The following is a 24,724-nucleotide window of genomic DNA, read 5'->3' on the forward strand; positions in this document are numbered from 1 at the left end:
CAACCGCCAATGAATCATTAGGATGAATAAATCTAGGCAAAAGTACTTACCCTAATTCTGGATATTCTGGATGGGGAGGTTACACAATGGATATGGCTTGGATTTGGAAATCAGCCTTGTTGGTCATTGCCGGAATGCTGCTTCTTCGTATTGCGGGGAGAAAATCAATTTCTCAGATGAGCGTCGCTACAACTGTAATCATGATCTCAATCGGTACGACCATTGTTCAACCGATTGCCAACCATGAGCTATGGAAAGCAATTGGCTCCGCTGCGATCTTTATTGTCTCTTTGCTGATCATTGAATATTTGCAACTGAAATTTGATTGGTTGGAGAATCTCATAAGCGGTCGTTCTAAAATCATCATCGAAAATGGACAAATCATTTCTAAACATTTACGCTCCCTTCGAATCACAGTGGATCAGTTAGAAATGCGGCTCCGGCAAAATGGAATTTCTAATTTAAGCGATGTCAAATTTGCTACTCTGGAACCCAACGGTCAAGTAGGTTACGAGTTAATGCGGCATGCCAAGCCTGTAACGATTGGAGAATTGGAGCGACTTCTTCATTTAAAATCAGGAATAACAATGGAACAGAGTAACTTATTTCAGGAAACAAAAACAAACCACCATGCGGCCCCAATCGACCCCAAATTGCAGTAAGTACTTCAAGTCAGTCGCATTGGAGTCGACTTGTATCCATATTTGCCTTGCTTTGCCCGAGACATGCAGAAGGCGCAGCTTGTTACAAGCTGCGCCTAGATTCGTTAAATTGCAAAACACCTCAGATCGGCCGATCATCCGGGCGCTCGCTCGGACACGCTCTCTTTCTGGTAATCCGCCAGCAGCTCCTGCCAACAGGCCGCCAGCTCTGTCGGGACCGGCTGGCGAACCTCGAATAGAAACGGGCCGGGGTAACCGTGCTTCGCCAAAGAGCGGAGCACTTCGTTCCAACGGATGACCCCGCGGCCCGGCATCCAGTGACGCTCGTCCACACCATCGTAATCCGACATGTGCACGGCGCCGATTCGAACGCCCAGCCTTCGGATAAACGTCTCCTGAGACTCGAGCAGCATATGGTTTACATCGCAGCAGACAAGCAGCCGCGGATCGGCCGCCGCCAGCTCGCTCATCTCGCTGCTGTCGCGGCCGAGGCACGTGCGCGGCAAGTTTTCGACGGCGATCCGCACGCCGAGCCGTTCCGCCTCGGCGGCAAGCGGCGCCAGCGCAGCCTTGCAAGCGGCCATCCGGGCCGCGCGCTCTTCATCCCGGATAGGTTCGTAGCTGGGATGCAAGATCACGATGCCGATCTCCCATTGCCGGGCGAGCCGCATGAGCCGTACATGACGCAACACGGCTGCCTCACTCTCGCCGTCTCCCGTCGCGGACACATCGAACAGCGGGCCGTAGGGCAGATGGAGCGATCTTATGGCGATGCCGTGCTCTATCGCCTCCCCGATCCAGCGGGTACATTTTGCTTCCTGCACCGGATCGAACATATCGAACGTATCGTTTCGCCATGCAAGCTCGATGCAGCGGATTCCTGCTTGCACTATATCAGCCACATCGACGCGGCCCATATCCCAGTCGTTCAATGAGATGGACGCCCCAATCAGCCAGTCCGCCGGATGAACCACCGCTGCTCCGGACCTTCGCTCCTCCATCGTCCCCATAACCACTCTCATCCTTCCCCGGCACGGTTTACTTGCTGCTCTTACTCGTATTCCGAATTCAGTACACGCATCTTATAGAAGCCGGCTCCGCTGCGGATTTTCACCCGGTCGGGACAATGAAATTCCGCCGTGTCCGTCGTCCATTCGTACGTCCCTCCCGGCTTCGGGACGGTCGAGACCGTCTGGCCTGAAGCCAGGTTGCCTATGCTCTTGACGTCTTCCCGGCTGATCCGCTCCCTGCCCGGGTAATCGGAATCGAAACGGTCCGCGGACTTGACGTATTGGTACACTTGCGTCCCTGTACTGACCCACAGCCGATCGCGGTCGCCGTACACCGGCTGAAGATCGTGTCCGAAGCGGCTCGGCAGCAAGGTCCGGCAAACCGGCCGGACTTCCGGCTTGGCATCGGTGCCTTCGACCCGAAGGCCGACGAGCTCGTCGTCTCCGAGCACCCAAAGCAGTTGAAATCCGGGGTCCCAGTGAACGCCGTGTGCGCCTGCAAACGCATACTCCGCATAGTCGGCACAGGACGGGCCTTGCGACGACGCATAGATCCGGACCCAGCCGCCTGTGCTGGCCGCCACCGCCACATTGCCGTTCGGCAGCAGCTCGGCCGAATGCGGATTGCCTCCGACATGGCAGCCCCACAGCTTGCGGTCCCCTGCGGGAAAGGGGAGCATCGCAGCCAGCCCGAGCGAGTCAGTAACGATCATGGCCTGCTCCCCCAGCCTGGGGTTATTACGCACTTTGACATCCGTCGGGACTCCCCAGTAAGCTTCGAGGCCGTCGAAGCCGTTTGCCGTACACGCCGCCCAGCTCCAGCGCACCGCCTCATCTGAGCTCCAGTCGTCCGCCTCCGGATCAAGCAGTAGGATTCGGCGGGACGCTTGATCGGTCCCCGCCACTAGATTCCCAAGGTTGTCCATTTATTGATCCAGCCCCTGTTTTCGAACTTCTTCATTTACTTCTTTGATCGCCTGTGATAATCCTTTATTTTCGTAACCTTTTACGATCGCTTCCCACATCGCGAGAGGATCTTCCTTGCCAAGCATAACACGGGTCAAATCTTCCGAAGGATTAATGGCGCTCAGCTTCGACTTCGCCGGCGTATACAACTGCTCGACAGCAAAGTTGGTCGGAACCGGCTTAAACGTCTCGATCCGGTGCTTGAGCATCTCCCTCGACAGCTTGGACAGCTTCACGCCATATTGAATGTTGTTCACCTCGTTCTCGACGTATTCCAGCTCCTGGCCCCATGCCGCCAGACCGCCGAACAAGTTGAACGACGGGTACAAGGCGCCGATCGATTTGTACTGCCCCTTCTCGTCCTTCTCGCGGGTAATGACGAACTTGTCGCCTTCTTTTTTGTAATCTTTCCCTTCGATTCCGTACTGCTTATCGATCCGGAACGGGTCTGACAGCAAATAATCGTATATTTGCAAGATCCGGTCCATCTTCTCGTCGTCGACCTTGGAGCTGAAGTAGCTTTCCGACCAGAACGTGACGGCCGTATACCGGTATTGGTTGCCATCTGCAGCCGCCCAAGTAACGGGTATGACTTTGACGATGTCCTCGAAGGCCACATCCTTATTATATTTTTTCCATGCGGCATCCAGCTTGCCGAGCCCGTTCGGTGTCGCCTGCATGGAAATCGCGCCTACTTTGCCCTGGCCGAATTTCTCGATGCCGTCGTTCGTTTTCATAATCGCGAAGTCCGGATCAATCGCTCCTTCCTCGAACATTTGCCGCAGCTGCTTCACCGGCTCCTTCATTTTGTCGGAAGCGTAATACGGGATATATTGACCGTTCTCTTTCACCCAGGAGCCGTTCAGGATGTTCGGGAATGAACCTGCTGCGAGCGCCGACATCATAGACGACGAGCGGAACGTAACGCCAACCGTATCGTTTTTGCCGTTGCCGTCCGGATCGTTTTTGGCGAACGCCTTCAGCATGCTCAAATATTCCTCGTAGGTAGCCGGGTCCTTGATTTTCAGCTTGTCCATCCAGTCTTTGCGGACGATCAGCGATTTCTCCATCGCCCAGGAATCGCTGTCGCGATACGTTTGGCGCGGGATCATATACGTTTTGCCGTCTACCTTGAGCGACTTCGTATCCGGGAGGCTCAACACTTTTTGCACGTTCGGATATTTGCTCAGGTTGTCGGGAAGCGGACGTATAATGCCTTGTTTGATCCAGGAGAAATACGTTTCCGAATTAATAATATCGTGGCTGAATACATCCGGCAGCTCGCTCGAGGCGCTCCACAGCTGGTATTTTTCCTTGTAGTCGGAATAGCTGATCACTTTGTCGACGAAGCGGACGTTAAACTTGTCTTCCATGAATTTCAAGTATTGGTCCGCATCGCGGTTCGTAAAGGCTTGACCGATATTGAAGTACGATACAGATATGTCCAGCTTTTTACTGTTGCTCCCGGCAGCTCCGGCTTGTCCGGTTTGACCGGCCTGTGCGGATGGTTCCGGCTTTACTTCCTGCTGAGCGGTTCCGCAACCTGCGACAACAGCGAGAGCTGCGACGGCGGTTACGGTTGCCGTGCCGATACGTTTGAGTTTCATCATGGATGGTTCCTCCCTTTATGATCAGCTATATATATGTTCAAAACCGCAGAACGTATCTGCTGGTTTTAAAACCGGCCGGTTACTCCTTCACGGCGCCCAATGTAACGCCTGCCGAAAAGTACTTTTGCAAAAATGGATAGACAAGCATGATCGGTACCATCGTAACGATGACGCTGGCCATCTTCAGGCCGTCCGGATACGTCTGCGTCATCTGCGACATCATCGTCGCCCCCATGTCGTCCCGGGCCATTCTCGTTACATCCGCAAGCATATTGCGCAGAAACAGCTGCATCGGATGTTTTTTCGTATCCGTCATGAACAGCATGGCGTTGTACCATTCGTTCCAGCGCGCAACCGCATAAAACAACGTGATGGCGGCCATCATCGGCTTGGTGATCGGAATGACGATGCGAAACAGGATGTAGATGTCGTTGGCGCCGTCCATTTTGGCCGACTCCTCGAGGCTCGGCGGTATGGAGCGGAACTGGTTGATCATCACGATCAAAAAAAAGGTGCTCACGGCGACGGGAAAAATCATCGCGCCGTAGTTGTTGATCAGATGCAAATTTTTAATCGTCAAGTAGTAAGGGATCAGCCCGCCGCTGAACAACATGGTGAACACGATACCCGCCATCATAGCGGTGCGGCCCGGCATACCTTTCTTCGAGAGCGCATAAGCGCCGCAAGTCGTAACCAGCATATTGACGAAAGTCCCCGCCAAAGTGACAATCAGCGAATTGGCTAACGCCCTCCCGACATAACTTCCGTCCAGCAGCGTCTTGTATGAATCCAGCGTGAAGCTGGTCGGGATCAGGTAAAACTGCTGCTTGGCAACCTCGGCCGGATCGGCGAATGAGGTGATGAATACGTTATAAAACGGCAGCACCGTCAAAAGAGCGAGCATCATAAGCAGGCCGTTGACGGCATAATCGGCCCAGCTGCGTTGGCGTTGTCGCATTTGATCCCCCTCCCTCTCCCGTACTTTTGATTGGCATTTCGCTTTAGTATAAACCTTCTTGGCCCATCCGCTTGGCCATCCGGTTCGCCGCGATCAGCAGGACGAAATTAATGACCGACTTGAACAGTCCGACTGCGGTGGACGTGCCATAGCTCTCGCCGATGGAGAATGTCCGCCTGTATACGTAGGTGTCCAGAATGTCCGCTTTCTCATAGACGGCCGGATTGTACAAGTTGAAGATTTGATCGAATCCGCCGCCGCCCGAGCTCATCGTATTGCCGATCTGCAGAATGAACAGGATCACGACCGTGCTGCGCAGCGAAGGCCACGTAATGTGCAGCATCTGCTGCCACCGCCCGGCTCCGTCGATGCTTGCCGCTTCGTACAAGGTCGGATTGATGCCGGCGATCGCCGCCAAGTAAATAATCGTTCCCCAGCCCATGTCTTTCCACAAACTGCTTCCGTACAATAAACCCCGGAACGTATCCGGCTGAACGAGCAAATTCGTCTTCTCCAATCCGAACAGTTCCAGCAGTTGGTTCAACACGCCGAACGATCCGAGAAAATTGACCAGAATGCCGCTGACGATGACCCAGGACAAAAAATGCGGGAACGTATATACGACCTGATAAAATTTTTTCAGCCCCGCCCGGCGCACCTCGTTCAGCAGCAGCGCAACGACGATCGGGACTGGAAACTCGATCAGCAACCTGCCCGCAGCAATGATAATCGTATTGCGGAAGGCGGTCCAGAAATCGTCCAGCCGGAATATTTCCCGGAAGTTGGCCAGACCGACCCATTCGCTTCCCCAGATGCCCTTGGCAAAGTTAAATTCCTTAAATGCAAGCATCAGACCGTAAAGCGGCATGTATTCGAAAAGCACATAAAACACAAGCAGCGGACTGACCAGTACATATAAATATTTGTGTTCCACTACCCGTTTCCATACGCCATTATGCCTGTTCAACCGAACTCTCCCCCCATAGCACAGTGCTTGATTCCTCTACCAATCCAGTATAAGCGCCGTACATCTTGAGCCGTATGAACGATTATTAGATGCTCTATGGACATTTCGAAGATATTGAAGATGTTGCAGCCGATCGGCTTTTGACACAAGTGAAAAACCGCCGAAACCCTGCGATCAGGTTCCGGCGGAACAGACGGGGGCCGCAGCCGGCAGTCCGGACATACGGCATACGGCGAGCATGCCCCTTAGAACCGGTTCCGGTATTCGGTGGGCGTTACTCCCGTATGTTTTTTGAAGAAACGGGCGAAATAAAAATAGTCGTTGTAGCCGGACAACTCGGCAATATCCCCGACAGAAAGCGAGGTAGTCCGAAGCAGTTCACCGGCATATTCCATCCGGATATCGGCAAGGAATTTGGTGAACGACATGTTCATCTCCTTCTTGAACAGCTGGCTTACGTAGTTCGGGTGCATATAAAACCGACCGGCTATATCCGGAAGCGAGATCGGCTCGCGAAAATGCTCCTTCACATATTGGACGATTCTGGGGAAGGTTTCCTCCCCGCGCACTTCCGCCAGATCCAGGTCCAGTGCGGCTTCCTCCGGCCGCTCCTGCTCCTGAAGATGGCTCCGGAGCTGTTTCCCCTTCTCGATGCGCACCTTCACTTCACTCAATATTCCGGCGATCTCCTCCGCTTGAAACGGCTTCAGGCAATATCCCGCAGCGCCGTACCGCAGTGCCTGCTGGGCGTATTCGAACTCCGCATAGCCGCTCGCCATGACACATTCGACCTCGGACCCGGTATCACGCAGCATCCGGACGACTTCCAGACCGGTCATGCCGGGCATTCGAATGTCGAGAAAAGCGACGTCCGGCTTCATCTCTCCGATCAGGCGCATCGCCTCCGCGCCGTTCGAAGCAATGGCGACTATCTCAAACCCTTGCTCCTTCCAGTCGACGGATCCAATCAAGCTTTCCGCAATCCACTTCTCGTCATCAGCCAGTATGACCCGGTACATGTGCCAAACCTCCTCCCGGAAGCGTTAGAAACACCCGCGTACCGCTATTCGGGGCGCTCTCGATAGCGGTTATGCCATATTCGCCTCCGCAGGCGAATTTGATCCGGTTATTCACGTTCATGAGACCAATATGCCTGGAACCGGGATGTTCGGTATCGTGCAAAGGCGGCTTCCCGGCCAAACTGCCGCGGATCCGCTCCAGCGTTTCCCCATTCATCCCCACGCCGTCATCCTCAATCCATAGCCGCATGACATTATCGGCACCGATCATGCAGCCGACTGTTAATTTGCATCGGTGCAGGGAAGGTTCGATTCCGTGAAACACTGCATTTTCGACGAGCGGCTGCAGCATCATTTTCATTACTTTGCGGCTCAGGCATTCTTCACCGATTTCAAACCGGACGTCAAACCGGTCCGAGAATCGGATTTGTTGAATGCGGATGTACGCCTCAACGATCTCCAACTCCTCTTTCAGCATCACGGTCTCTTGCCCCTTAATGCTGTAACGGAACATGCAGGCGAGCGAATCGGTCATCTCGCGAATTTCAGGAACGCCCTTCACATAAGCAATGCCTTTGATCGTTTCCAGCGTGTTATACAAAAAGTGAGGGTTGATCTGGCTCTTCAAAAACTGCAGCTCGGCTTGCTTTCGCAGCAACTGAAGCTCAAAAATATGCGTCTTCGAAGCAATCAGCCTTCCTGACAAATCGTCGATTTCATCGAGCAGCGAATTAAATTGTTTGGCCATGACACTAATCTCCGCATACCCTTTCAACGCGACTCTCCGGTTCGGATTATCCAGCCCTTTGGCGCGCAAACCGTAGATAAAAGTCATGAAGGAGCGGAGCGGAAGTAAAATATTGCGGCTGATGGCGATATAAAACAAATACATGATTACACTTAGCACGCCAAATATGCCGATCAGCAGCAGTTGCACCTCCTCCAGCCCGCGAAACAGCTCCTTCACCGGAATTACGCTAACGGCCATTCCGCCGATATCGCCGATATATTCCGTATGCACGACATATTTGTCTCCGTTATGCCGGTATTCGACGGGATCCGCCTGGGCCGGGGAGATTCGCAAAGCGAGGGGCGCATTCACCTGCGCGATCGGCAACCCGATATGTGCAGCGTCGGCGGCACCCATCACGACGTTATGACGATCCAGTACGTAGAAGCTTCCCGCGATCCGATCCGACATCGTGCCCATCTGCGGAGCGATGGCCCCCGCATCCAGCACGATAACCGCATATCCGATCCGGGTGCCGGCCGGTACGAGATTTCTCTTATCGTAGACGGGAGCTCCGATGTAGACGACGCTTCTCATCGGATTGGTGAACGGATATCGGTATACGCCTGTAAAGTGAGACCCTGCGCGCTCCGGAATATCGCTGAAAGGGATATAGTTTTCGCAATTGACACAGTTATAAAAGCCCCCGCCGGCCGTCGACAGCAGTACAATTCCGACGATCCCTTGCTTCATCGCCTGCAGATTGACGAGAAGCGGCTCGATTTGGCCATGAAGCTCGAACTGCTTCAGCCGGTTATCTGCCATCAAATATTGCTGAATCGTCTCATTGTACGTAATGTTGGGCATGATCCGATTGACCGAGTCGACTGTCTGGGCAATATTTTGCTTAATCGTCGATATAAGCTCGGTTGTATATTCGCTGTTGCGTTCGTACGTGATATCCAATATCCGGTAATAGCTCCACAGAACTGTTCCTATCAGCAGTAGCAGGATGATGATCCCGATGAACAGCAGCTGTAGCCGGATCGAATAGTTGCGCAGCAAAGCCGGCACGCTCCTCCCTTTTGGGTAAGTCAGTCATTCTCGTTGATCGGACAGGAAGCGTCAGTCGTCCACGGCGGTTGTAGTCATTGTAAAGGGCGAAGTGTTATTTTGACCAATTAATATTATGTAAAGAGAGCTGTTGCAAACGGCAGCGAAATTGTTGCAATCGGTTGGGAAATGTCAGGAATGATCATCCTGGAGAAAGCTATAGAGACGTCCAATATTAAGGAGGATGCTATGGGAAAAGTTGTTCACTTTGAAATCCACGTCGACGACACGGAACGCGGCAAGTCGTTTTAATGGACTGTTGCGAACGATTCTCTTCTGAATTTGGATATCAAAGTTGGGGGGAGAATCAGCCGGAATCTCTATTACGAGCGTTTGTACAAGGCAACCTTTGATCTGAACGGTGGTACCTTGACGGAAGAGGTTAAGTCCTATCAGAAGAGATCTACCGATATGAGGCCCAATTTACCCATCCTATGTTAAATAACTATGAAGGCTATGAGGTTATCGGTTGGGAAGCGATAATGGAGGTCCGGAATTAAGTTACGGAGGCTCAACTGCAATGCCTGCGCACAGCGTAATCTATAAAATTATTCTTGGTGCAGAATCTGGCGGCGGAGGTTTCCCAGGCTGGCCTTGGTGATGAATAGTTTCAAGCTCTACAGAGGTCACTAGCATAACGACATAGGCCAAGAACAATCCTTTTGGAACGCCTATGTCTACTAAAACAAGATATTCAAAATACTAGAAAATAGCGGTGTAGGCGAGGTAATCTCTACGCCGCTATTTTTTCATGAATTCTTTAATCAGGGTGGCACGTTATGTTCGCGCTTGCAATGCACTTCTGGCGACCAACATATATCCGGTTCCCCGAATCGTAATGACTCTCTCAGGATTGGCAGGGTCAGCCTCGATTTTTTTACGCAAATTACTGATGTGTACGGCGACCGTTCTCGTATCCTCCAGACTCTCCGTTCCCCAGATGAGCTGAAACAACGCATCGCTACTAACGACACGATTCACGTTTTGTGCCATATAGGACAGCAGACTGAACTCTTTTTTCGATAAAAAGATGGGTTCACTACCCATGTTGACGGACTGTGCGTAGAAATCCAGCGTCAAACCCGGTAACTCCAGCAGTTGTTCCCTCCTGCCCGTCGACACTCTGCGAAGATGAGCCTTGATCTTGGCCATGAGGACTCCCGGACTGAACGGCTTGGTCACATAATCGTCGCCGCCATAGGATAATGCGCTGATTTTCACCTCGTCTTCCTCACGGCTGCTTAGAAACACGATCGGCGCATTCGTGTAGGTACGTGCGTTCATGCACCAATCAATGCCGTTTTCATTAGCCAGCATGATATCCAGTACAATCAAATCCGGCTCGAAAGACTCAAGCAGCTTCATGGCCTCTGTCCCGCTATGACTGTAGGAGGATATGAAACCCTCCCGCTCGCAATACGCCTGAACAATCTCGCATATATGGGGGTCATCATCGACGATCATGATTTTGTGCGCGTCTACCACACCGTCACCTCCCTTTATTTGTAATATAAGGAAGCGATACATAAAATATCGACCCCGTCTTGCCGTCGCTCTCCGCTCGAACCGTCCCGCCATGGGGCTTGTACGATTTCCCTGCAAATCGCCAGCCCGAGCCCGCTGCCCTGCACAGCTACCGCCTGAGTCGGTTTCACTACCAACTACATGGACAAACCCGCCTGAATAGATTTTTATCTACTCAAGCGGGTTTTGAACTATTATATCCTTTATCTTTAAATTGTTGTCTATTGCCTTTATCTATCGTGTTCGCCTGCGAAGTTTGAGTTGCGCCGCCGTTCACGCTGTAGGACGCATTGGATGCTAGTTGGGTTACATTCTTAACGCCGGTTGCCGACATCGCGTTGCCGGTAATATCTTCAACCTCGAAAGCCTGATCCGCTCCTGTCTTGTCGCTGCTTAACTCAAGCTTCTTATTGCCTGTTTTATCATCCGTTTCAATACCGGCGGTTACGCCCGTCTTCGCAGCATGGACCGCATCTTTTAGCTTGGTCAACGCTTGAGCGTTCGTATCGTTATCGGAGATAACAGCCGATACCTTCGTAGTCTTGCCGCCTATCGTAATGTTGAACTGATTGATACCTTTGCTTACAACGGACGTGTCTACTTTAGACAAAAATGTTCCACTGTTCGTTTGAGAAGTCGCGATCGCATTCACTTTAACTTCATAAGTTTTGCTCGCAGCTCCGGCCGATGCAGTTGCAGTAACCTTTTTGCTCTCCGATGATTCCGCCGTCCTTGCTTGGAAAGATGAATGATCCTTCTGCATTAATTTTTGCGCCGATGCTTGCATATCCTATGGTTTCATCATCGTAATTTACGGGGTGCGTATCCTTCTGACCTCAGTGAGGCATACTTGCTCGATCGCACGAACTCACGATGGGCTTCCTGAATCGCGTTCGCGCGCATCAGCAGCTCCTCGGAACCACCATGCTTCAGTTGTCCGGCAATCTGCATCAGCTTGAAAGTGTTGTAATAGTTCGCATCCGCTTTGTTACGGCTATGCTGCAATGCATCCTCATACGCTTGGCGTTCCATCGAGAGGCTTATTGCTTGATCATGTAGATGGGGATCATGTCGCTGCAAGTAGTCCATTTCGTCGGTGCGTAGCTTCTTGCCCAGCATGAGTATATTTCGAGTAGACGCCAAACGCGACTGATCCTTCGTCGCGCGTGCGTCCTTGCACTGCTGCATCGCTTTGAAATCATCACTGACCGGCTGCATGGATTTTACATTCACGCCATTCCCCCCTAATTACAAATGTCGTCACATGCAACGATGCCTTGGTCCAAGCATTTGGTTGTATATACCAGTCCCACGACAGCTAGCTGTTCTTCGTCAAAAACCCAAAATATTACTTCTAATTTATCATAGTAGATTGCTCTATATATGAAATATAAAGAAATCTTTAAGTTCGCACTGACACATTTTTTGTTCTTTCCGCTAGCGTTGCAATCGATACCTAATGTAATGAATTCCTCAACACAAGTCTGCGCTTTTCCATCCTCGTCAAATGATGTGCCGTCTCCCAAAAGGCTGAAACGATCCAATACCCCATAATCGCCCTCGGATCGTCCGGTGTGCTCATATCTCTTGGGGGGATCAAATCCCGCTTGAGGCTAGTCTTTTCAAGCGGGATTATTTTAGCTTGTGATTTCCCGATTAGTTTGATCAAGCATCTCTTCTGGATCTTGACCGACCCCGATCCATCAGTTCAGCTTGCAATTTTGTTGTTCGCGTGTTAGCTTCAACGCAGTTTTGGCAACCAGCATATAGCCGGCCCCTCGAATCGTAACAATCCTCTCAGGATGGGCAGGGTCAGCCTCGATTTTTTTGCGCAAATTACTGATGTGTACGGCGACCGTTCTCGTATCCTCCAGACTCTCCGTTCCCCAGATGAGCTGAAACAACGCATCGCTACTAACGACACGATTCACGTTTTGTGCCATATAGGACAGTAGACTGAACTCTTTTTTCGATAAAAAGATGGGTTCACTACCCATGTTGACGGACTGTGCGTAGAAATCCAGCGTCAAACCCGGTAACTCCAGCAGTTGCTCCCTCCTGCCCGTCGACACTCTGCGAAGATGAGCCTTGATCTTGGCCATGAGGACTCCCGGACTGAACGGCTTGGTCACATAATCGTCGCCGCCATAGGATAATGCGCTGATTTTCACCTCGTCTTCCTCACGGCTGCTTAGAAACACGATCGGCGCATTCGTGTAGGTACGTGCGTTCATGCACCAATCAATACCGTTTTCATTAGCAAGCATGATATCCAGCACAATCAAATCCGGCTCGAAAGACTCTAGCAGCTTCATGGCCTCTGTCCCGCTATGACTGTAGGAGGATATGAAACCCTCCCGCTCGCAATACGCCTGAACAATCTCGCATATATGAAGATCATCATCGACGATCATGATTTTGTGCGTGTCCATCACACCGTCACCTTCCTTCTTCTACAATACAAGGAAGCGATACATAAAAGATCGACCCTGTCTTCCCGTCGCTCTCCGCTCGAACCGACCCGCCATGGGCTTGTACGATTTCCCTGCAAATCGCCAGCCCGAGCCCGCTGCCCTCTACGCCCTTCTCCGCGCCCGGCCGATCATACCTGTAATTGCGATTGAAGATTTGCTCGAGCTGATCTGGAGGAATACCCGTGCCAGAATCTTGTACGCTAATGATCGCATAGCGGGTATCATTCACCTCGTCCACAGCTAGCCCAACACACACAACCCCGCCATTAGAGGTGAACTTCATCGCGTTCGACACTAGATTAAACAACGCCTGCTCAAATCTTTGCGCATCCATCTCGACAACAGGCAAGTTCGATCGTTGATCTTCCCCATCTCCGATATCCAGCATGAAATTGAGCCCTGCGTCACGCACAACCAGCTCATATTGTTCAAAAAAACCACGCAAGAAGTGAACCACATGAACCGGCTCCATTCGGTACGAGACTTGTCCCGTCTCCAAATGCGACAAGAAGGACAACTCCTCGATCATTCGGTTAATCCTTATCGTATTATCCCGGATATACTTCAGGTACTGTTCATTACGTTCCGGCTTAACCCTGTCCTGCACAGCTTCTACATAACCAAGCATGCTAGTCAGCGGCGTACGCAGATCATGCGTAATATAGGCAAGAAGCTTTTTTCTCCCATGCTCGGAGTGAAGCAACCGGTCATACGAAGTGCGGAGATCATCATGAGCTGCGGATAAGGCCTGTGTGCGTTCCTGCACGGTCCGTTCCAAATTCATATTCATTTCGGTCAGCTTGTTGTTAGCATCCTGCAGCTCACGTGATATCCTCTCTTCGTTCGATGCCGCTCTCGTAAATCTTGAAGAAAGCAGAATCATCTGCGCAATCGTAAACACCAGCAGACCAAGCGGAGATGTATTTCCGATTCGTGACCATTCGTTGTAATATAAAAAATCGTTGATGACCGTCACTAAAGCTACTACCGACACCAGCAGGAAGATCAGCGCTCCCTCCATACGCCGCACAGCCGCTTGGACCAGCCCAACCATCAGATACATCATATGGAGAACAACGACCACACCGATTATCGGTAATAAATGGGTATATATAAGCGCAGGAGCCACCGCAACTACTAGACAGAGTGCGCCGGTTGCGATCCGGGTGCCAAGACGAAACCATCGCGACACATAATTTGGAAAGATACATTCCGAGTACATCGTGATGATGTATCCACAGCTGCATAGAATCAGGTACTCAATCTTGAACTGCAATTCCCACGGAAACGTCGGCCACCATTGTGTGAGCAACAGCTCGCCGACCAGCAAGGATCGGGTACCAAGCAACATAGTGAACAGACCAAAATACAATGGAGCCCTGTCTTTGCGTCGCAGGACGAACAACAGCAGGTGATACACGCCAATCACCAGCAGGCTTGCGGTGATGAACATTTCAGCGGCGATTCTCAGATTTGTCCGGACCGTTAACACATCACTGCCGCCCAGCTCGATATACTTGGTGATGCCGCCTCGCTTATGATGGAAGTTGGCTACTTGCATAACCAGCTCCACTCTGTCATTCTCGGGCTGAAAGAACACCAGCTTCGTTGACAGTTGCGGCGTCACGCTGCTCTTGTCCTGACCAACCGCACCAACTTCCGCCAGAAGTTCACCATTAACCCATAATTTATACGCATGAAAGATGGTAGGCAGCCGCAGAGCAAGCCGCTCATTTCGATCCTGCTCGCTAAGCTCGATAACCACCCGAAAGGTTGCAAAGCCTGTACCGTTCAGCTGCTGACCATCTAGCCGATAGCCTAGCCAAGAACCCGGGATGCTGATCCAGCGGTCATGATTTCCGTCCCTTGCTAAGCGATTCTGTATGTCCTCAGGCGACAGCAGTTCTTGCCAGTAGAACGCCCACTCCCCTTTTATCTTTAGCGGATTCTCACTGACATGCACTTGCGTTACATCCAGAATGCCTTCTTCACTTTGGAACTTAGGGGAATCCGGTACAGAGATGACGGCATAGCTTGCAACCAAACCAAGAACAACGGCAGCAGCTATATGAAGCAAGATCGTACGAGAACCGAATCGGAGAATACCCCTCATTAGAAACCCAACCCCAATCTACAAGAGCGCAATAAGTAAGTTAATTATCTAAATCATATCATCATTAAAGGAAAATGTGCCCTACAATTATCTACGAGTCGTTGAACACATACATCACGATGAGATCCTTTTGAACGCTAAGAACACATAATTCAATTCCTAATGATAGGATGATAGGGATGCTGATGATGTTCGATCACATAAAAAATAAAATCCTTGAAAATCAAGGACTTTTCCTAGTTAATGTACTTTAGACACTTTTTCAATGGAAATCTCTTTTTTCAGCAGATTCATTTAAGGCATTTAACAGAGCTAGAGCCTCTACATGTTCAGGCTCCAGTACCAGTGCCTTTCGCAAGAACTTCGTAGTCTCTTCAGCCAACCCAAGTTCGTAGCTGCATATAGCTAGACAATAGAAAATAGTCGGGACCGACTCTTCTTCATCATTACGTAAAGATAAAGATGTTTCCAAGAACATCTTTGCATCTTCATACATGTCCATCTCGAACAGAAGTAGCCCAGCGTCCATAGCTAAATCATAGCGCTGCTTCATCGCATAGTACGAAGCCCACATGATGTGTATGCCTTTTTGGATATCCAGCCTTTCTTCATCATTCATCTCTGGTAGCAAGACCGAAATGTGTTTTGCGCTCTGGTTGAAAAACTCCGCATCATATCCGCCCAAACGCCAAAAAGCCAGAATTTGCTGTAGTCCCATTGTGTCGAGCCGCCGATCTACCCATTCCTTCATACTAAAAAATTCATCCGGCCCAAAACGTTCGATAAATCGCCGGTAAGCCAATCTAGTGTTGGCGTAACTCATTGGCGATTCCATCATAAGTATACATCCGACATTTAAATTCTTATAATGCTGCATGGTGAAGAGTGACTTTGCGCCTTTTTGCTCATACACATACTGAATCGCATGATAGTTTACCGTTAATGAGAAACTACCATGATGAATGAACTGGGGGGGCTCCGCAAATTTCCAGTTCTCCAGTTGGTGGTCGCCTTTATCCGCTGTGATCAGCAGGAAGCCTGCCTGAGACAGCTGATTCAGCCGCTCCAAGCATGTCAATCCTGTCATTGGAAACAGGATATACGAATCCTCAAGCTCTTGCCTATAAAGCTTGATCACATTGTGATATTGGTAATTTTCTTTTTCATATTCAATCGCTCTGCGACGTTCATATTTCAATGTCATTTTTTCCAATACTTCTGACAGTTTTAGTTGATTGGAATTGTTTGGAAGCTCGACTAAAACATCACATTCAAATATTTTACCATCATCCACATAGATCAACTCTTGCGGAATACTGTCAAAAAAATAATTTGCCACAATCAGCAGCGGCTGCTTCAGATCACCCGGCCGGATGCTTGCTTGAGAAACGACCAAATTTAACTCCGTGTCGTGCACGGCATCAAATACTGCGAAATCCAGCAGTCCCTCTCGAATGAAAGATTGCATTGCAGGGTGATTTCCCCAAACCTTAACATTTTTTAAAGCCAGATCGGTCATAACATAACGAAAAGGAGGCAGTACAATACCCGCGTAATCTCTCAGTTTACATAGTTCATGTAATACATGAAATGCAAGACGGCCAGCTCCCGCACCCAGTTCTAGGATGATAACGGGATCAGAATTTTCTCCCCTATCCGACTGGTCTTGAAGAAATCCGAATATCATTTCTGCGTATGCTGTAGCAATCATGGGATTGCTTGTTATATATTGCGGAACCTGGTCATTACTCCAAGCGTTTAGTCCTTGTTCTTCAAAATAATTGCGCTGTAAATCCCAGAGGGGTGATTCGCTGAAGCGAAATCTTTGTTGTCCATTCTCTCCCATTCGTAATAAACCTGCTTTCTGTCATCATTTGCGACAGTCTTTTATCACAAAGGATGTTACTACAACATCCGGCAGCCACCAAAGTAATGTCTCTTGAATCGTACCACAAGAGTCCCTTATACTGCAGCCCAGGCCGAAAAAGTGGCCGTGGTCGGTTGTAAATACGTCTATCGTTTTGTGGTCATTCCCACCTATCTCTAGCATGACGTGCGCATGAAACGGATTATTCGGGCACCGGCTCATCCTTCTCCAGAAGCCGTTTCAACCGGCGTCTGAGCCGTTTTTCCTCAGCCCGTCGTATTTTATCCTCTTCCCGCAGCGATTTCAGCAGCGAAACGCACATGCCGAGCAAAATAGCCGCAAAAGGCAGTGCCGCCGCGATCGAAGCCGTTTGCAGACCGCTGAGTCCCCCGCTTAGAAGCAACACAACGGCGATGGACGATTGCAGCACGCCCCATGTGATTTTGATGCCGGTTCCCGGGTTCAGATTCCCTTTCGAGGTAAACATGCCGAGAACAAAGGTCGCCGAATCGGCAGAAGTGATAAAAAACGTAATAATGAGCAGCGTCGCAATCGAGACAATCACCGTACCGAGCGGCAGCTGCTTCAGTGCTACAAATAGCGCCGTCGTCATATCCTGCTTGACGGAATCGGCCAACTCCAGCCTGTCAAACAGCTCCAGATGCAAGCCCGTGCCTCCGAACACGGAAAACCAGATAAAACCGAAGGCGCTCGGTACCAGCAGCACGCCGAGTATAAACTCTTTAATCGTCCTGCCTTTTGATACGCGAGCGATAAAACTGCCTACGAAAGGAGCCCAGGCAATCCACCAGGCCCAATAAAACAGCGTCCATTCTCCGACCCAGGTACCTTTGGAGAATGGGGTCAGCCTGAGACTCATATTGATCACATTTTGCAAATAGCTGCCCAGCGTCGTAGTTAACGTATCGAAGATAAACGCAGAAGGACCGGTCACCCATACAAAAAGCATCAGGACAACCGCAACGATCAGGTTGGAGTTGCTGAGCGTCTTAATCCCCCGGTCCAGGCCGGTCGTCGCCGATACCAGGAACAGAACCGTTACGACCGCTATAATTAAAATCTGGACGGCGACGGTATTCGGGATTCCAAACAGGAACCTCAAGCCTCCGTTGATTTGCAGGGCTCCAAGCCCTAGTGAGGTCGCGACACCGAAAACGGTTGCGATGACGGCCAGCATATCGATCGCCTGCCCGGCGATTCCCTTGACGGCCTTCTCTCCAAGCAAAGGAACGAATGCCGAGCTGATCAGGCCTTTATATCCTTTACGAAACTGAAAATAAGCGAGCGTCAAAGCGATAACCGTATATACAGCCCAAGGATGCAGTCCCCAATGAAAAAACGAATACCGCATCGCGAGCCGCGCCGCCTCCGTTGTACGGCCTGCGACCCCTTCGGGCGGAGTCAAATAATGGGACAGCGGTTCGGCTACTCCCCAGAAAATCAGTCCGATTCCCATCCCGGCGCTGAACAGCATCGCGAACCAGGAGATCAGCGAATATTCCGGTTCATCGTCTCCAAGTCGGATGTTACCGAATTTGCTGAAGGCTAGGTATAGCGAAAACACAAGAAAAAATAACGTTGCCATCAAGTAAAACCAGCCGAAATTTTGAATCGAAAACTGATAGGCCTGGTTGGCGAATGCCGCCAACTGTTCCGGAGCAGCCGTTCCCCAGACGGCAAACAATACGATGACGACGATTGTTGCAACGAAGACCACACGTGTCCCTCCATTCTCTGGGAGTTATACCCGCAGGTCTTCATTATGTGCGTGCCGCCTGTCCGTTATGCAGCCCGACTTGCATTGTCCTCCGGTTATTTTGCTACTCGCCCTTTTCTTGCTCCCGGCTTTGCTGCGCCCAGTCATCCTGGACGCTTTTTTTCCATAAGGGAACGCCGGTCCGGTAAGCGGCTCTGCCGTTCAGATGACCCGCTACAGGGGCGGTAACAAATACGAACAAAATGCCCAGCAGCAGCTTGGCGCTTACATGGTCCAAATAAAAGGCAAAGTATAGAAACACGCCAAGCAGGATAAGCAAGACTCCAAGTGTCGCGCTTTTGGTAGCCGCATGCGAGCGCAAATACACGTCCGGGAGCCGGATCAGGCCGAAGGCGCTTAATGCGCTGATCAAAGCGCCGGCCAGTATGAGGATGCCGATCAATGTTTCACCGAGTAGACTCATCGTCTCCGCTTTCAAGGACAACCCCCCTTTCCATGTAACGGGCAAAGGCCGCTGTGCCAATAAACGTAAGAATGCCGATTACCAAAATAATGTCGAAATAAACACTCGTTCTCAGCAGGATGCTTATGATCGCAATCATCGACAGCAGCAGGACGCCGATCAGATCCAGCGAAGCGATCCGGTCGGGGACGGAAGGTCCCTTCAAAAGACGATAAATACAGCCGATGACGGCAAGAGCCATCAGTGCAAGCGACAATAGCAGCAGACTGGTCATCAAGGCCGAGTCACCTCCAAAATCGCTTTTTCAAACGTTTCTTTGATTTGTTTGGAAAGCTCGTCTGCGTCCTCGATATCCATCGCGTGAATATATAGAATTTGTCCGTCCTTCGACACATCGAGCGTTAAAGTGCCTGGAGTCAGGCAAATCAGGCAGGACAAAATCGTAATCTCCCAATCCGACTTCAGCTCCGTCTTTAAGGCGAAGATGCCCGGACGAATCGAAAGGCGGGGCTTGACGATTTGTACCATAACTGCAAAGCTCGATATCAGCAGTTCTTTAACAAATAGGAGCAGCAGCTTCACGATCGCCCACAGACGTTTCATATAAAACTCGTGCCGCCAAAACCGGTGGAGCAGACCGATCAGCAGCACACCGAGCAGATACCCGACAAGGAGCCGCTGGAACGACCAGTCGTTAAACAGGAACATCCAGACGAAGGCAATGATCAGGTTTAATAAAAGCTGCAGGGCCATCTCATCTACTCCTTCAAGACCGAATGAATATACGTATTAGGATGCAGCAGCGTGTCCGAGGCGTCCGTCGCGAACCGGTACACCCATTCCGATCCGATTCCCATCGCGATCATGACGACGAGCAGGAGTGCCGTCGAGACGTAAGCCGTTCGGGGTGAACCCGCAGCGGGAGCCTCAGCGGGCCGCTTCTCCTCCCCCCAGAAAGCCGCCATGAACATACGCACCAGCGAATACAGCACGACAAGGCTAGTTAGCAGGGAAATCCCGGTTAACCAGAACGCGTGATCTTTCAGTCCGCCCTGGACGATCAGCAACTTCCCTGTAAATCCGCTTAGAGGAGGGATACCCGCGACGGACAAAGCCGTAATGAAAAACATCCAGCCGATCGCGGGACGGCGCCTGATCAGCCCTCCCATCTCGTCCAGCCGGCTCGTGCCTGCTGCGGTGATCAGCAGCCCCCCTAGCATAAACAGCAGCGCTTTCGCTATCATATCGTGGAGCAAATAAATAACGACTCCGTTCAAGGCTTCCCCGTTCGAAACGGACATGCCGAATCCGATAAATCCGACCGACAAAATGACGTTGTAATTCAAAATCCGGTAAACGTCGGTATAAGCGATCGCCCCTATGGCGCCAAGCAGCATCGTAGCGGCGGACATCCACCCCAGCCACTGATGCGTGATGCCCGGATCGTGATGAAAAATAAGCGTGAACATCCGCAGCAGCGCGTAAAGACCCACTTTCGTCAGCAATGCGCCGAACAAGGCGGATACGGCAGCCGGCGGAACGCTGTAGGAACCCGGCAGCCAAAAAAACAAAAACAAGCCGGCCTTCAGCGAGAATACGATCAAAAACAAAATGGCGATGACATTTATAATTCCTGATTGTCCGATTTCCGCCACACGAAGCGACAGATCCGCCATATTTAACGTGCCCACTGTTCCGTACAGATAGGCTACCGCCGCGACGAACAAGGTAGAGGACAGGATGTTGATCATCATGTACTTCAACGTTTCCCGCAACTGCCGTTTCGTTCCCCCAAGCACGATCAGCGCGTATGAGGCGATCAGCATGACCTCGAAGCAGACAAACAGGTTGAATATATCGCCGGTCAGAAACGATCCGTTCACGCCGACAAGCAGAAACTGAAACAGCGGGTAGTAATAATAACGCTCGCGCTGCACCCCGACCGTACCAAAGGAGTACAACAGGCAAAAGGCAGCGGCGACGGTTGCGGCCAGTACGAGCAAGGCAGCGGTCATATCGGCGACGAATACGATCCCGTAAGGCGGGCTCCAGCCGCCCATATACAGCGTCTGGATACCTTCCTTCCTCACCTGTAGGAGCAAAATCGCCGCCGAACCGGTGGTCGCCGATAAACTGACCGCGCTCAGCCATCGTTGGACGAAGATGTTGTTTTTGAAAAAGATGAGCACAGCCGCTGTGCATAAAGGGATCAGTAAGGGCCAGATCAGCAAGTTATTCATGCTCGTCCCCCTTCAACTGTTCCATATCGTCCGTTCCCAGCCTCTGATAGGCTTTGTACGCCAGCACGAAGAAAAAGGAGGTCACGCCGAAGCTGATGACGATCGAAGTCAGTATCAGCGCCTGCGGCAGCGGATCAACATATACTTCCGCCTTTTGGCCGAGCAGCGGGGCCGCTCCCGTTTTTAACCGGGACATGGTGAGCAGCAGCAAGTGAACGCCGTGCGTCAGCAGAGCCGTTCCAAGTATAATGCGCAGCAGGCTTCGGGTCAGGATCATATAGACGCCTACAGTAAACAACACGCCGATCGCTATAGCCATATAAAGTTCCATAGTTTACCTGTCCCTCCCTATAGCCAAAATAATCGTCATCGTAATCCCCACCACGGTTAAATACACTCCAAGATCGAACAGCATCGCTGTTGCCAGCTCGGTATGCCCGAGCAGGGGCAGATCGAAGTAACCGAACGTATGGCTGAGAAATGGTGCGCCGAACAGAAAGGAGCCGATTCCCGTGAACAGCGCAACCAGGATCCCTATGGCGCTTACAAGGCGGAAGTCGATCGGAATCACTTCTTTGATGGTGCTCATGCCAAACGCCATCGTAAACAGCACCAGCGCCCCAGCTGTCATCAACCCCCCGATAAAACCGCCGCCCGGCTCGTTGTGTCCCGAAAAGAACAAAAATAACGAGAAAGTCAGAATGATGAAAATAACCAGTTTGGCGATCGTATTAAAGATTACGTCGTTGCTGCGGATCAGCTTGATCGGACTGCGTTCTTCCCGGTGTCCGGCGGGAACCGGGATAGCTTCATCATCACGCTTCAACCGGATCAGGGCATAGATCCCGTACGATGCGATGCCCAGCACGGTGATCTCCAGCAGCGTGTCGAAGCCGCGGAAATCGACCAGAATGACGTTTACGACATTTTTGCCGCCGCCCAGATTGTAGCTTTCTTTAAGGAAGAAGTCGGAGATCGACTCGAACGAACGGCCGCCTACGGCAAACAGAGCGACAAGTGTCATCGTGACTCCTACGCCCAGAGCGATCAGGAAATTGGGCAGCCGGAAACGCAGCGACTCCAGTTCTTTTTTCAGCTTGGGCAGATGATAAAAACATAATAAAAACAGCGTTACGGATACCGTCTCCACGATCATTTGGGTCAGCGCCAAGTCGGGGGCGCGGAAAATAACGAAAAACAAGGTGACGATATAACCGACCGTCCCGGTCAAAATAATCGCCATCATCCGCGAACGGGCAAACGGCACGGCAATAACGGCCACGATAAGCGCGAAAATGATGACCCCCTCATACAGCGACATCGGGGCGAAGCCGGTAAAATCCCATCTCAAATCGGTGGACCGGACCATCGTTATACCGAGTGAAGCGATCAGAAAGACGAAAATGTAAATCAGGTATTGACGAATCGAGCCGGTCATATACCGGTCGGTCAGCCGCTTCGCACCGGATACAGCCCCCCTCAACCCTCCGTCATACACCCCGTTCAGGCTGATCTTTTCGAACAAAGGCTGATGCAGTACTTTCGTACGGCCATGCAAGCGATACAGCAGCGTGCCCACTGCGATGACGCCAACCGTCATCGCGATCTCGGGCGTCCAGCCGTGCCAGAGATAGATCGAAACTTCGAATTGCCCACCTTCTGCAAGCAGCGCCGGATGAATGGCCGCCATGGCGGGCGCGATGAGCGTATACGACAGCAGATTCGGGAACAGCCCGAACACAACCGCAAGTGAGGCGAGTATGACCGCCGGAACGAGCATCCCAAGCGGAGCTTCATGCGGCTGCTTCGCGAGCTTCTCGAACTGTCTTTTCCCCGCGAATGTCCGGAATACGAGCAGCATGCTGTAGACAAACGTGAAAATGCTGGCGATCCACGCGACCGCCGGGAATATCGCCCCCAATTGCTGCATATTCCCTACGTCCAGCTTCAAAACGCTCAAGACGGCGGTAAAAAACATTTCCTTGCTCAGAAAACCGTTAAACGGAGGCAATCCCGCCATGGAGAAAGATCCGATCAGCGCGATCGTAAAGGTGACAGGCATAACAGACATGAGCCCGCCGAGCTTGCGGATATCCCTCGTCCCGGTTTCATGGTCGACGATGCCGACGACCATAAACATCGCACCTTTGAATATCGCATGGTTAATTAAGTGAAAGACGGCGGCCGTCGTCGCCTTGACATACAGCAGCGATTCGCCGGTTTGCGAGTAAAAGGCTGCGGCCGAGCCAAGGCCAAGCAGGCTCATGATCAGTCCCAGCTGGCTGATCGTGGAGAATGCGAGCATCGCCTTCAGATCCGTTTGCTTCAGCGCCCGGTACGCCCCGTAGATCAGTGTCGCGATTCCCGTCCCCGATACGAGCCAAAACCAGACAGGCTCCCCGGCAAAAACCGGGCTGAGACGTGCCGCCAAGTAGAGGCCGGCTTTGACCATCGTCGCCGAATGGAGGTAGGCGCTAACAGGGGTAGGTGCCTCCATCGCATCCGGCAGCCAAATATGGAACGGAAACTGGGCCGATTTCGTAAAAGCGCCCAGCAGCACGAGAAGCATGGCAGGGATGAACAACTCCTGCCCGCTTATTACGTCCACGTTCGCCACGAGTTCACGGATACTGAACGTACCCGCCATCATATATAGCAGCACGAAGCCGGCCAGCATCGCCAAGCCGCCGAACACCGTAATGAGCATGGACTTCAATGCGCCGTAAAGCGATCTTTCTCTGCGATGCCAAAAGGCAATCAGCAGAAACGAAGATATGCTGGTCAACTCCCAGAAGCCGTACAGCGCTATTAAATTATCGGACAGCACAACGCCGAGCATCGCTCCCATAAACAGCAGCAAGTAGATGTAAAACGGCCCGAGCGCTTCCTTTTGCTTATCCATATAAAAGATCGAATATAGCACGACCAGGGAGCCTATTCCGGATATGAGCAGAGCGAACAATAAGCTGAGTCCGTCCAAATAAACGGTAAAATAAATGTGTAAGGAAGGAATCCATGGCAGTGCGGCGAGCGTGTAGGATTGGTTCCCGATTTCGCTTATTTGTCCGATAAAATAGGCGAAGAGCACAGCCGGCAACGGAATAATCAACAAGCCAACATGCAACCGCCTTGTCCATTTACGCATAAGCGGAACGGCGGCCGCCCACAAAAATGGAATAAGTACAACCACGTGCAAAACAGACAACTTCCATCCTCCTCTTTGTTGAATTGTCTACCCCATCCAGCATCTCCAACTATCCGTCACCAATA

22 protein-coding genes are annotated in these 24,724 nt (G+C 51.3%); 1 reads left to right on the forward strand and 21 read right to left on the reverse strand.

The genetic code is table 11. The features are described 5' to 3' along the window. The first annotated feature begins 86 nt into the window (after positions 1-86). Positions 87-662, forward strand: coding sequence for a DUF421 domain-containing protein (locus PV433_RS24975; RefSeq protein ID WP_332074730.1), 576 nt, complete (start codon positions 87-89; stop codon positions 660-662). Between the two features lie 134 nt (positions 663-796). On the opposite strand, the gene PV433_RS24980 is transcribed toward PV433_RS24975, so the two are convergent. The 21 genes from PV433_RS24980 to PV433_RS25080 all read right to left on the reverse strand — a co-directional run bounded on the left by PV433_RS24980 (position 797) and on the right by PV433_RS25080 (position 24,659). Beyond that, positions 797-1,672 (reverse strand): sugar phosphate isomerase/epimerase family protein, encoded by an 876-nt coding sequence (locus PV433_RS24980; protein WP_332074731.1) that lies wholly within the window; start codon positions 1,670-1,672, stop codon positions 797-799. 41 nt (positions 1,673-1,713) lie between these two features. After that, positions 1,714-2,598: a DUF6528 family protein gene (locus tag PV433_RS24985; protein ID WP_332074732.1), complete on the reverse strand. Its 885-nt coding sequence runs from the start codon at positions 2,596-2,598 to the stop codon at positions 1,714-1,716. After that, positions 2,599-4,248 (reverse strand): hypothetical protein, encoded by a 1,650-nt coding sequence (locus tag PV433_RS24990; RefSeq protein ID WP_332074733.1) that lies wholly within the window; start codon positions 4,246-4,248, stop codon positions 2,599-2,601. Between the two features lie 79 nt (positions 4,249-4,327). Beyond that, complete coding sequence (locus tag PV433_RS24995; RefSeq protein ID WP_332074734.1) at positions 4,328-5,206, reverse strand: carbohydrate ABC transporter permease; 879 nt, start codon at positions 5,204-5,206, stop codon at positions 4,328-4,330. A 43-nt stretch (positions 5,207-5,249) separates the two neighbouring features. Further along, positions 5,250-6,173, reverse strand: coding sequence for an ABC transporter permease (locus PV433_RS25000; protein WP_332074735.1), 924 nt, complete (start codon positions 6,171-6,173; stop codon positions 5,250-5,252). A gap of 245 nt (positions 6,174-6,418) precedes the next feature. Beyond that, positions 6,419-7,192 (reverse strand): response regulator transcription factor, encoded by a 774-nt coding sequence (locus PV433_RS25005; protein ID WP_332074736.1) that lies wholly within the window; start codon positions 7,190-7,192, stop codon positions 6,419-6,421. Further along, positions 7,170-8,987, reverse strand: a complete 1,818-nt coding sequence (locus PV433_RS25010; RefSeq protein ID WP_332074737.1) for a sensor histidine kinase — start codon at positions 8,985-8,987, stop codon at positions 7,170-7,172. The genes PV433_RS25005 and PV433_RS25010 overlap by 23 nt, the downstream gene beginning before the upstream one ends. Positions 8,988-9,812: 825 nt before the next feature. After that, positions 9,813-10,520 carry a response regulator transcription factor gene (locus PV433_RS25015; RefSeq protein ID WP_332074738.1) on the reverse strand — a complete coding sequence of 236 codons (708 nt, stop codon included), beginning with the start codon at positions 10,518-10,520 and terminating at the stop codon, positions 9,813-9,815. A gap of 14 nt (positions 10,521-10,534) precedes the next feature. After that, positions 10,535-10,696, reverse strand: coding sequence for a hypothetical protein (locus PV433_RS25020; RefSeq protein WP_332074739.1), 162 nt, complete (start codon positions 10,694-10,696; stop codon positions 10,535-10,537). A 38-nt stretch (positions 10,697-10,734) separates the two neighbouring features. Next, a complete protein-coding gene (locus PV433_RS25025) occupies positions 10,735-11,346 on the reverse strand; it encodes a flagellar cap protein FliD N-terminal domain-containing protein (RefSeq protein WP_332074740.1) in 612 nt (203 codons plus the stop codon). A gap of 14 nt (positions 11,347-11,360) precedes the next feature. Then, entirely contained in the window at positions 11,361-11,792 is a 432-nt protein-coding gene (locus PV433_RS25030) for a hypothetical protein (protein WP_332074741.1), read from the reverse strand. A 470-nt stretch (positions 11,793-12,262) separates the two neighbouring features. Next, the gene (locus tag PV433_RS25035) at positions 12,263-12,991 is read right to left on the reverse strand and encodes a response regulator transcription factor (protein WP_332074790.1); all 729 of its coding nucleotides are present in this window, start codon (positions 12,989-12,991) and stop codon (positions 12,263-12,265) included. A 7-nt stretch (positions 12,992-12,998) separates the two neighbouring features. Continuing rightward, positions 12,999-15,146 (reverse strand): sensor histidine kinase, encoded by a 2,148-nt coding sequence (locus tag PV433_RS25040; protein ID WP_332074742.1) that lies wholly within the window; start codon positions 15,144-15,146, stop codon positions 12,999-13,001. A gap of 262 nt (positions 15,147-15,408) precedes the next feature. Further along, positions 15,409-16,992 (reverse strand): tetratricopeptide repeat protein, encoded by a 1,584-nt coding sequence (locus PV433_RS25045; protein ID WP_332074743.1) that lies wholly within the window; start codon positions 16,990-16,992, stop codon positions 15,409-15,411. 223 nt (positions 16,993-17,215) lie between these two features. Next, a complete protein-coding gene (locus tag PV433_RS25050) occupies positions 17,216-18,751 on the reverse strand; it encodes a glycine betaine uptake BCCT transporter (RefSeq protein WP_332074744.1) in 1,536 nt (511 codons plus the stop codon). A gap of 103 nt (positions 18,752-18,854) precedes the next feature. Then, positions 18,855-19,214 carry a monovalent cation/H(+) antiporter subunit G gene (gene mnhG, locus PV433_RS25055; RefSeq protein ID WP_332074791.1) on the reverse strand — a complete coding sequence of 120 codons (360 nt, stop codon included), beginning with the start codon at positions 19,212-19,214 and terminating at the stop codon, positions 18,855-18,857. Continuing rightward, positions 19,198-19,491, reverse strand: a complete 294-nt coding sequence (locus tag PV433_RS25060) for a Na(+)/H(+) antiporter subunit F1 (protein ID WP_332074745.1) — start codon at positions 19,489-19,491, stop codon at positions 19,198-19,200. The genes mnhG and PV433_RS25060 overlap by 17 nt, the downstream gene beginning before the upstream one ends. Further along, positions 19,488-19,967, reverse strand: a complete 480-nt coding sequence (locus PV433_RS25065; RefSeq protein WP_332074746.1) for a Na+/H+ antiporter subunit E — start codon at positions 19,965-19,967, stop codon at positions 19,488-19,490. The genes PV433_RS25060 and PV433_RS25065 overlap by 4 nt, the downstream gene beginning before the upstream one ends. A 5-nt stretch (positions 19,968-19,972) precedes the next feature. Beyond that, positions 19,973-21,454: a Na+/H+ antiporter subunit D gene (locus PV433_RS25070; RefSeq protein WP_332074747.1), complete on the reverse strand. Its 1,482-nt coding sequence runs from the start codon at positions 21,452-21,454 to the stop codon at positions 19,973-19,975. Next, entirely contained in the window at positions 21,447-21,785 is a 339-nt protein-coding gene (locus PV433_RS25075) for a Na(+)/H(+) antiporter subunit C (protein ID WP_332074748.1), read from the reverse strand. Before PV433_RS25075 ends, PV433_RS25070 begins: the two co-directional genes overlap by 8 nt. A gap of 3 nt (positions 21,786-21,788) precedes the next feature. Then, entirely contained in the window at positions 21,789-24,659 is a 2,871-nt protein-coding gene (locus tag PV433_RS25080; RefSeq protein WP_332074749.1) for a Na+/H+ antiporter subunit A, read from the reverse strand. Positions 24,660-24,724 lie beyond the last annotated feature (65 nt).

The sequence above is a fragment of the Paenibacillus sp. GYB004 genome (assembly GCF_036577605.1).
In the GTDB taxonomy this organism is placed as follows: domain Bacteria; phylum Bacillota; class Bacilli; order Paenibacillales; family NBRC-103111; genus Paenibacillus_AB; species Paenibacillus_AB oceani.

Excerpts from the sequence above, each read along its gene's own strand:
- PV433_RS24995 (WP_332074734.1), bottom strand. The coding sequence starts at position 5,206 with ATGCGACAACGCCAACGCAGCTGGGCCGATTATGCCGTCAACGGCCTG.
- mnhG (WP_332074791.1), bottom strand. The coding sequence starts at position 19,214 with ATGAGTCTACTCGGTGAAACATTGATCGGCATCCTCATACTGGCCGGC.
- PV433_RS25005 (WP_332074736.1), bottom strand. The coding sequence starts at position 7,192 with ATGTACCGGGTCATACTGGCTGATGACGAGAAGTGGATTGCGGAAAGC.
- PV433_RS24975 (WP_332074730.1), top strand. The coding sequence starts at position 87 with ATGGATATGGCTTGGATTTGGAAATCAGCCTTGTTGGTCATTGCCGGA.
- PV433_RS25035 (WP_332074790.1), bottom strand. The coding sequence starts at position 12,991 with ATGGACACGCACAAAATCATGATCGTCGATGATGATCTTCATATATGC.
- PV433_RS24990 (WP_332074733.1), bottom strand. The coding sequence starts at position 4,248 with ATGATGAAACTCAAACGTATCGGCACGGCAACCGTAACCGCCGTCGCA.
- PV433_RS25040 (WP_332074742.1), bottom strand. The coding sequence starts at position 15,146 with ATGAGGGGTATTCTCCGATTCGGTTCTCGTACGATCTTGCTTCATATA.
- PV433_RS25045 (WP_332074743.1), bottom strand. The coding sequence starts at position 16,992 with ATGGGAGAGAATGGACAACAAAGATTTCGCTTCAGCGAATCACCCCTC.
- PV433_RS24985 (WP_332074732.1), bottom strand. The coding sequence starts at position 2,598 with ATGGACAACCTTGGGAATCTAGTGGCGGGGACCGATCAAGCGTCCCGC.
- PV433_RS24980 (WP_332074731.1), bottom strand. The coding sequence starts at position 1,672 with ATGGGGACGATGGAGGAGCGAAGGTCCGGAGCAGCGGTGGTTCATCCG.
- PV433_RS25065 (WP_332074746.1), bottom strand. The coding sequence starts at position 19,967 with ATGGCCCTGCAGCTTTTATTAAACCTGATCATTGCCTTCGTCTGGATG.
- PV433_RS25075 (WP_332074748.1), bottom strand. The coding sequence starts at position 21,785 with ATGGAACTTTATATGGCTATAGCGATCGGCGTGTTGTTTACTGTAGGC.
- PV433_RS25070 (WP_332074747.1), bottom strand. The coding sequence starts at position 21,454 with ATGAATAACTTGCTGATCTGGCCCTTACTGATCCCTTTATGCACAGCG.
- PV433_RS25025 (WP_332074740.1), bottom strand. The coding sequence starts at position 11,346 with ATGCAAGCATCGGCGCAAAAATTAATGCAGAAGGATCATTCATCTTTC.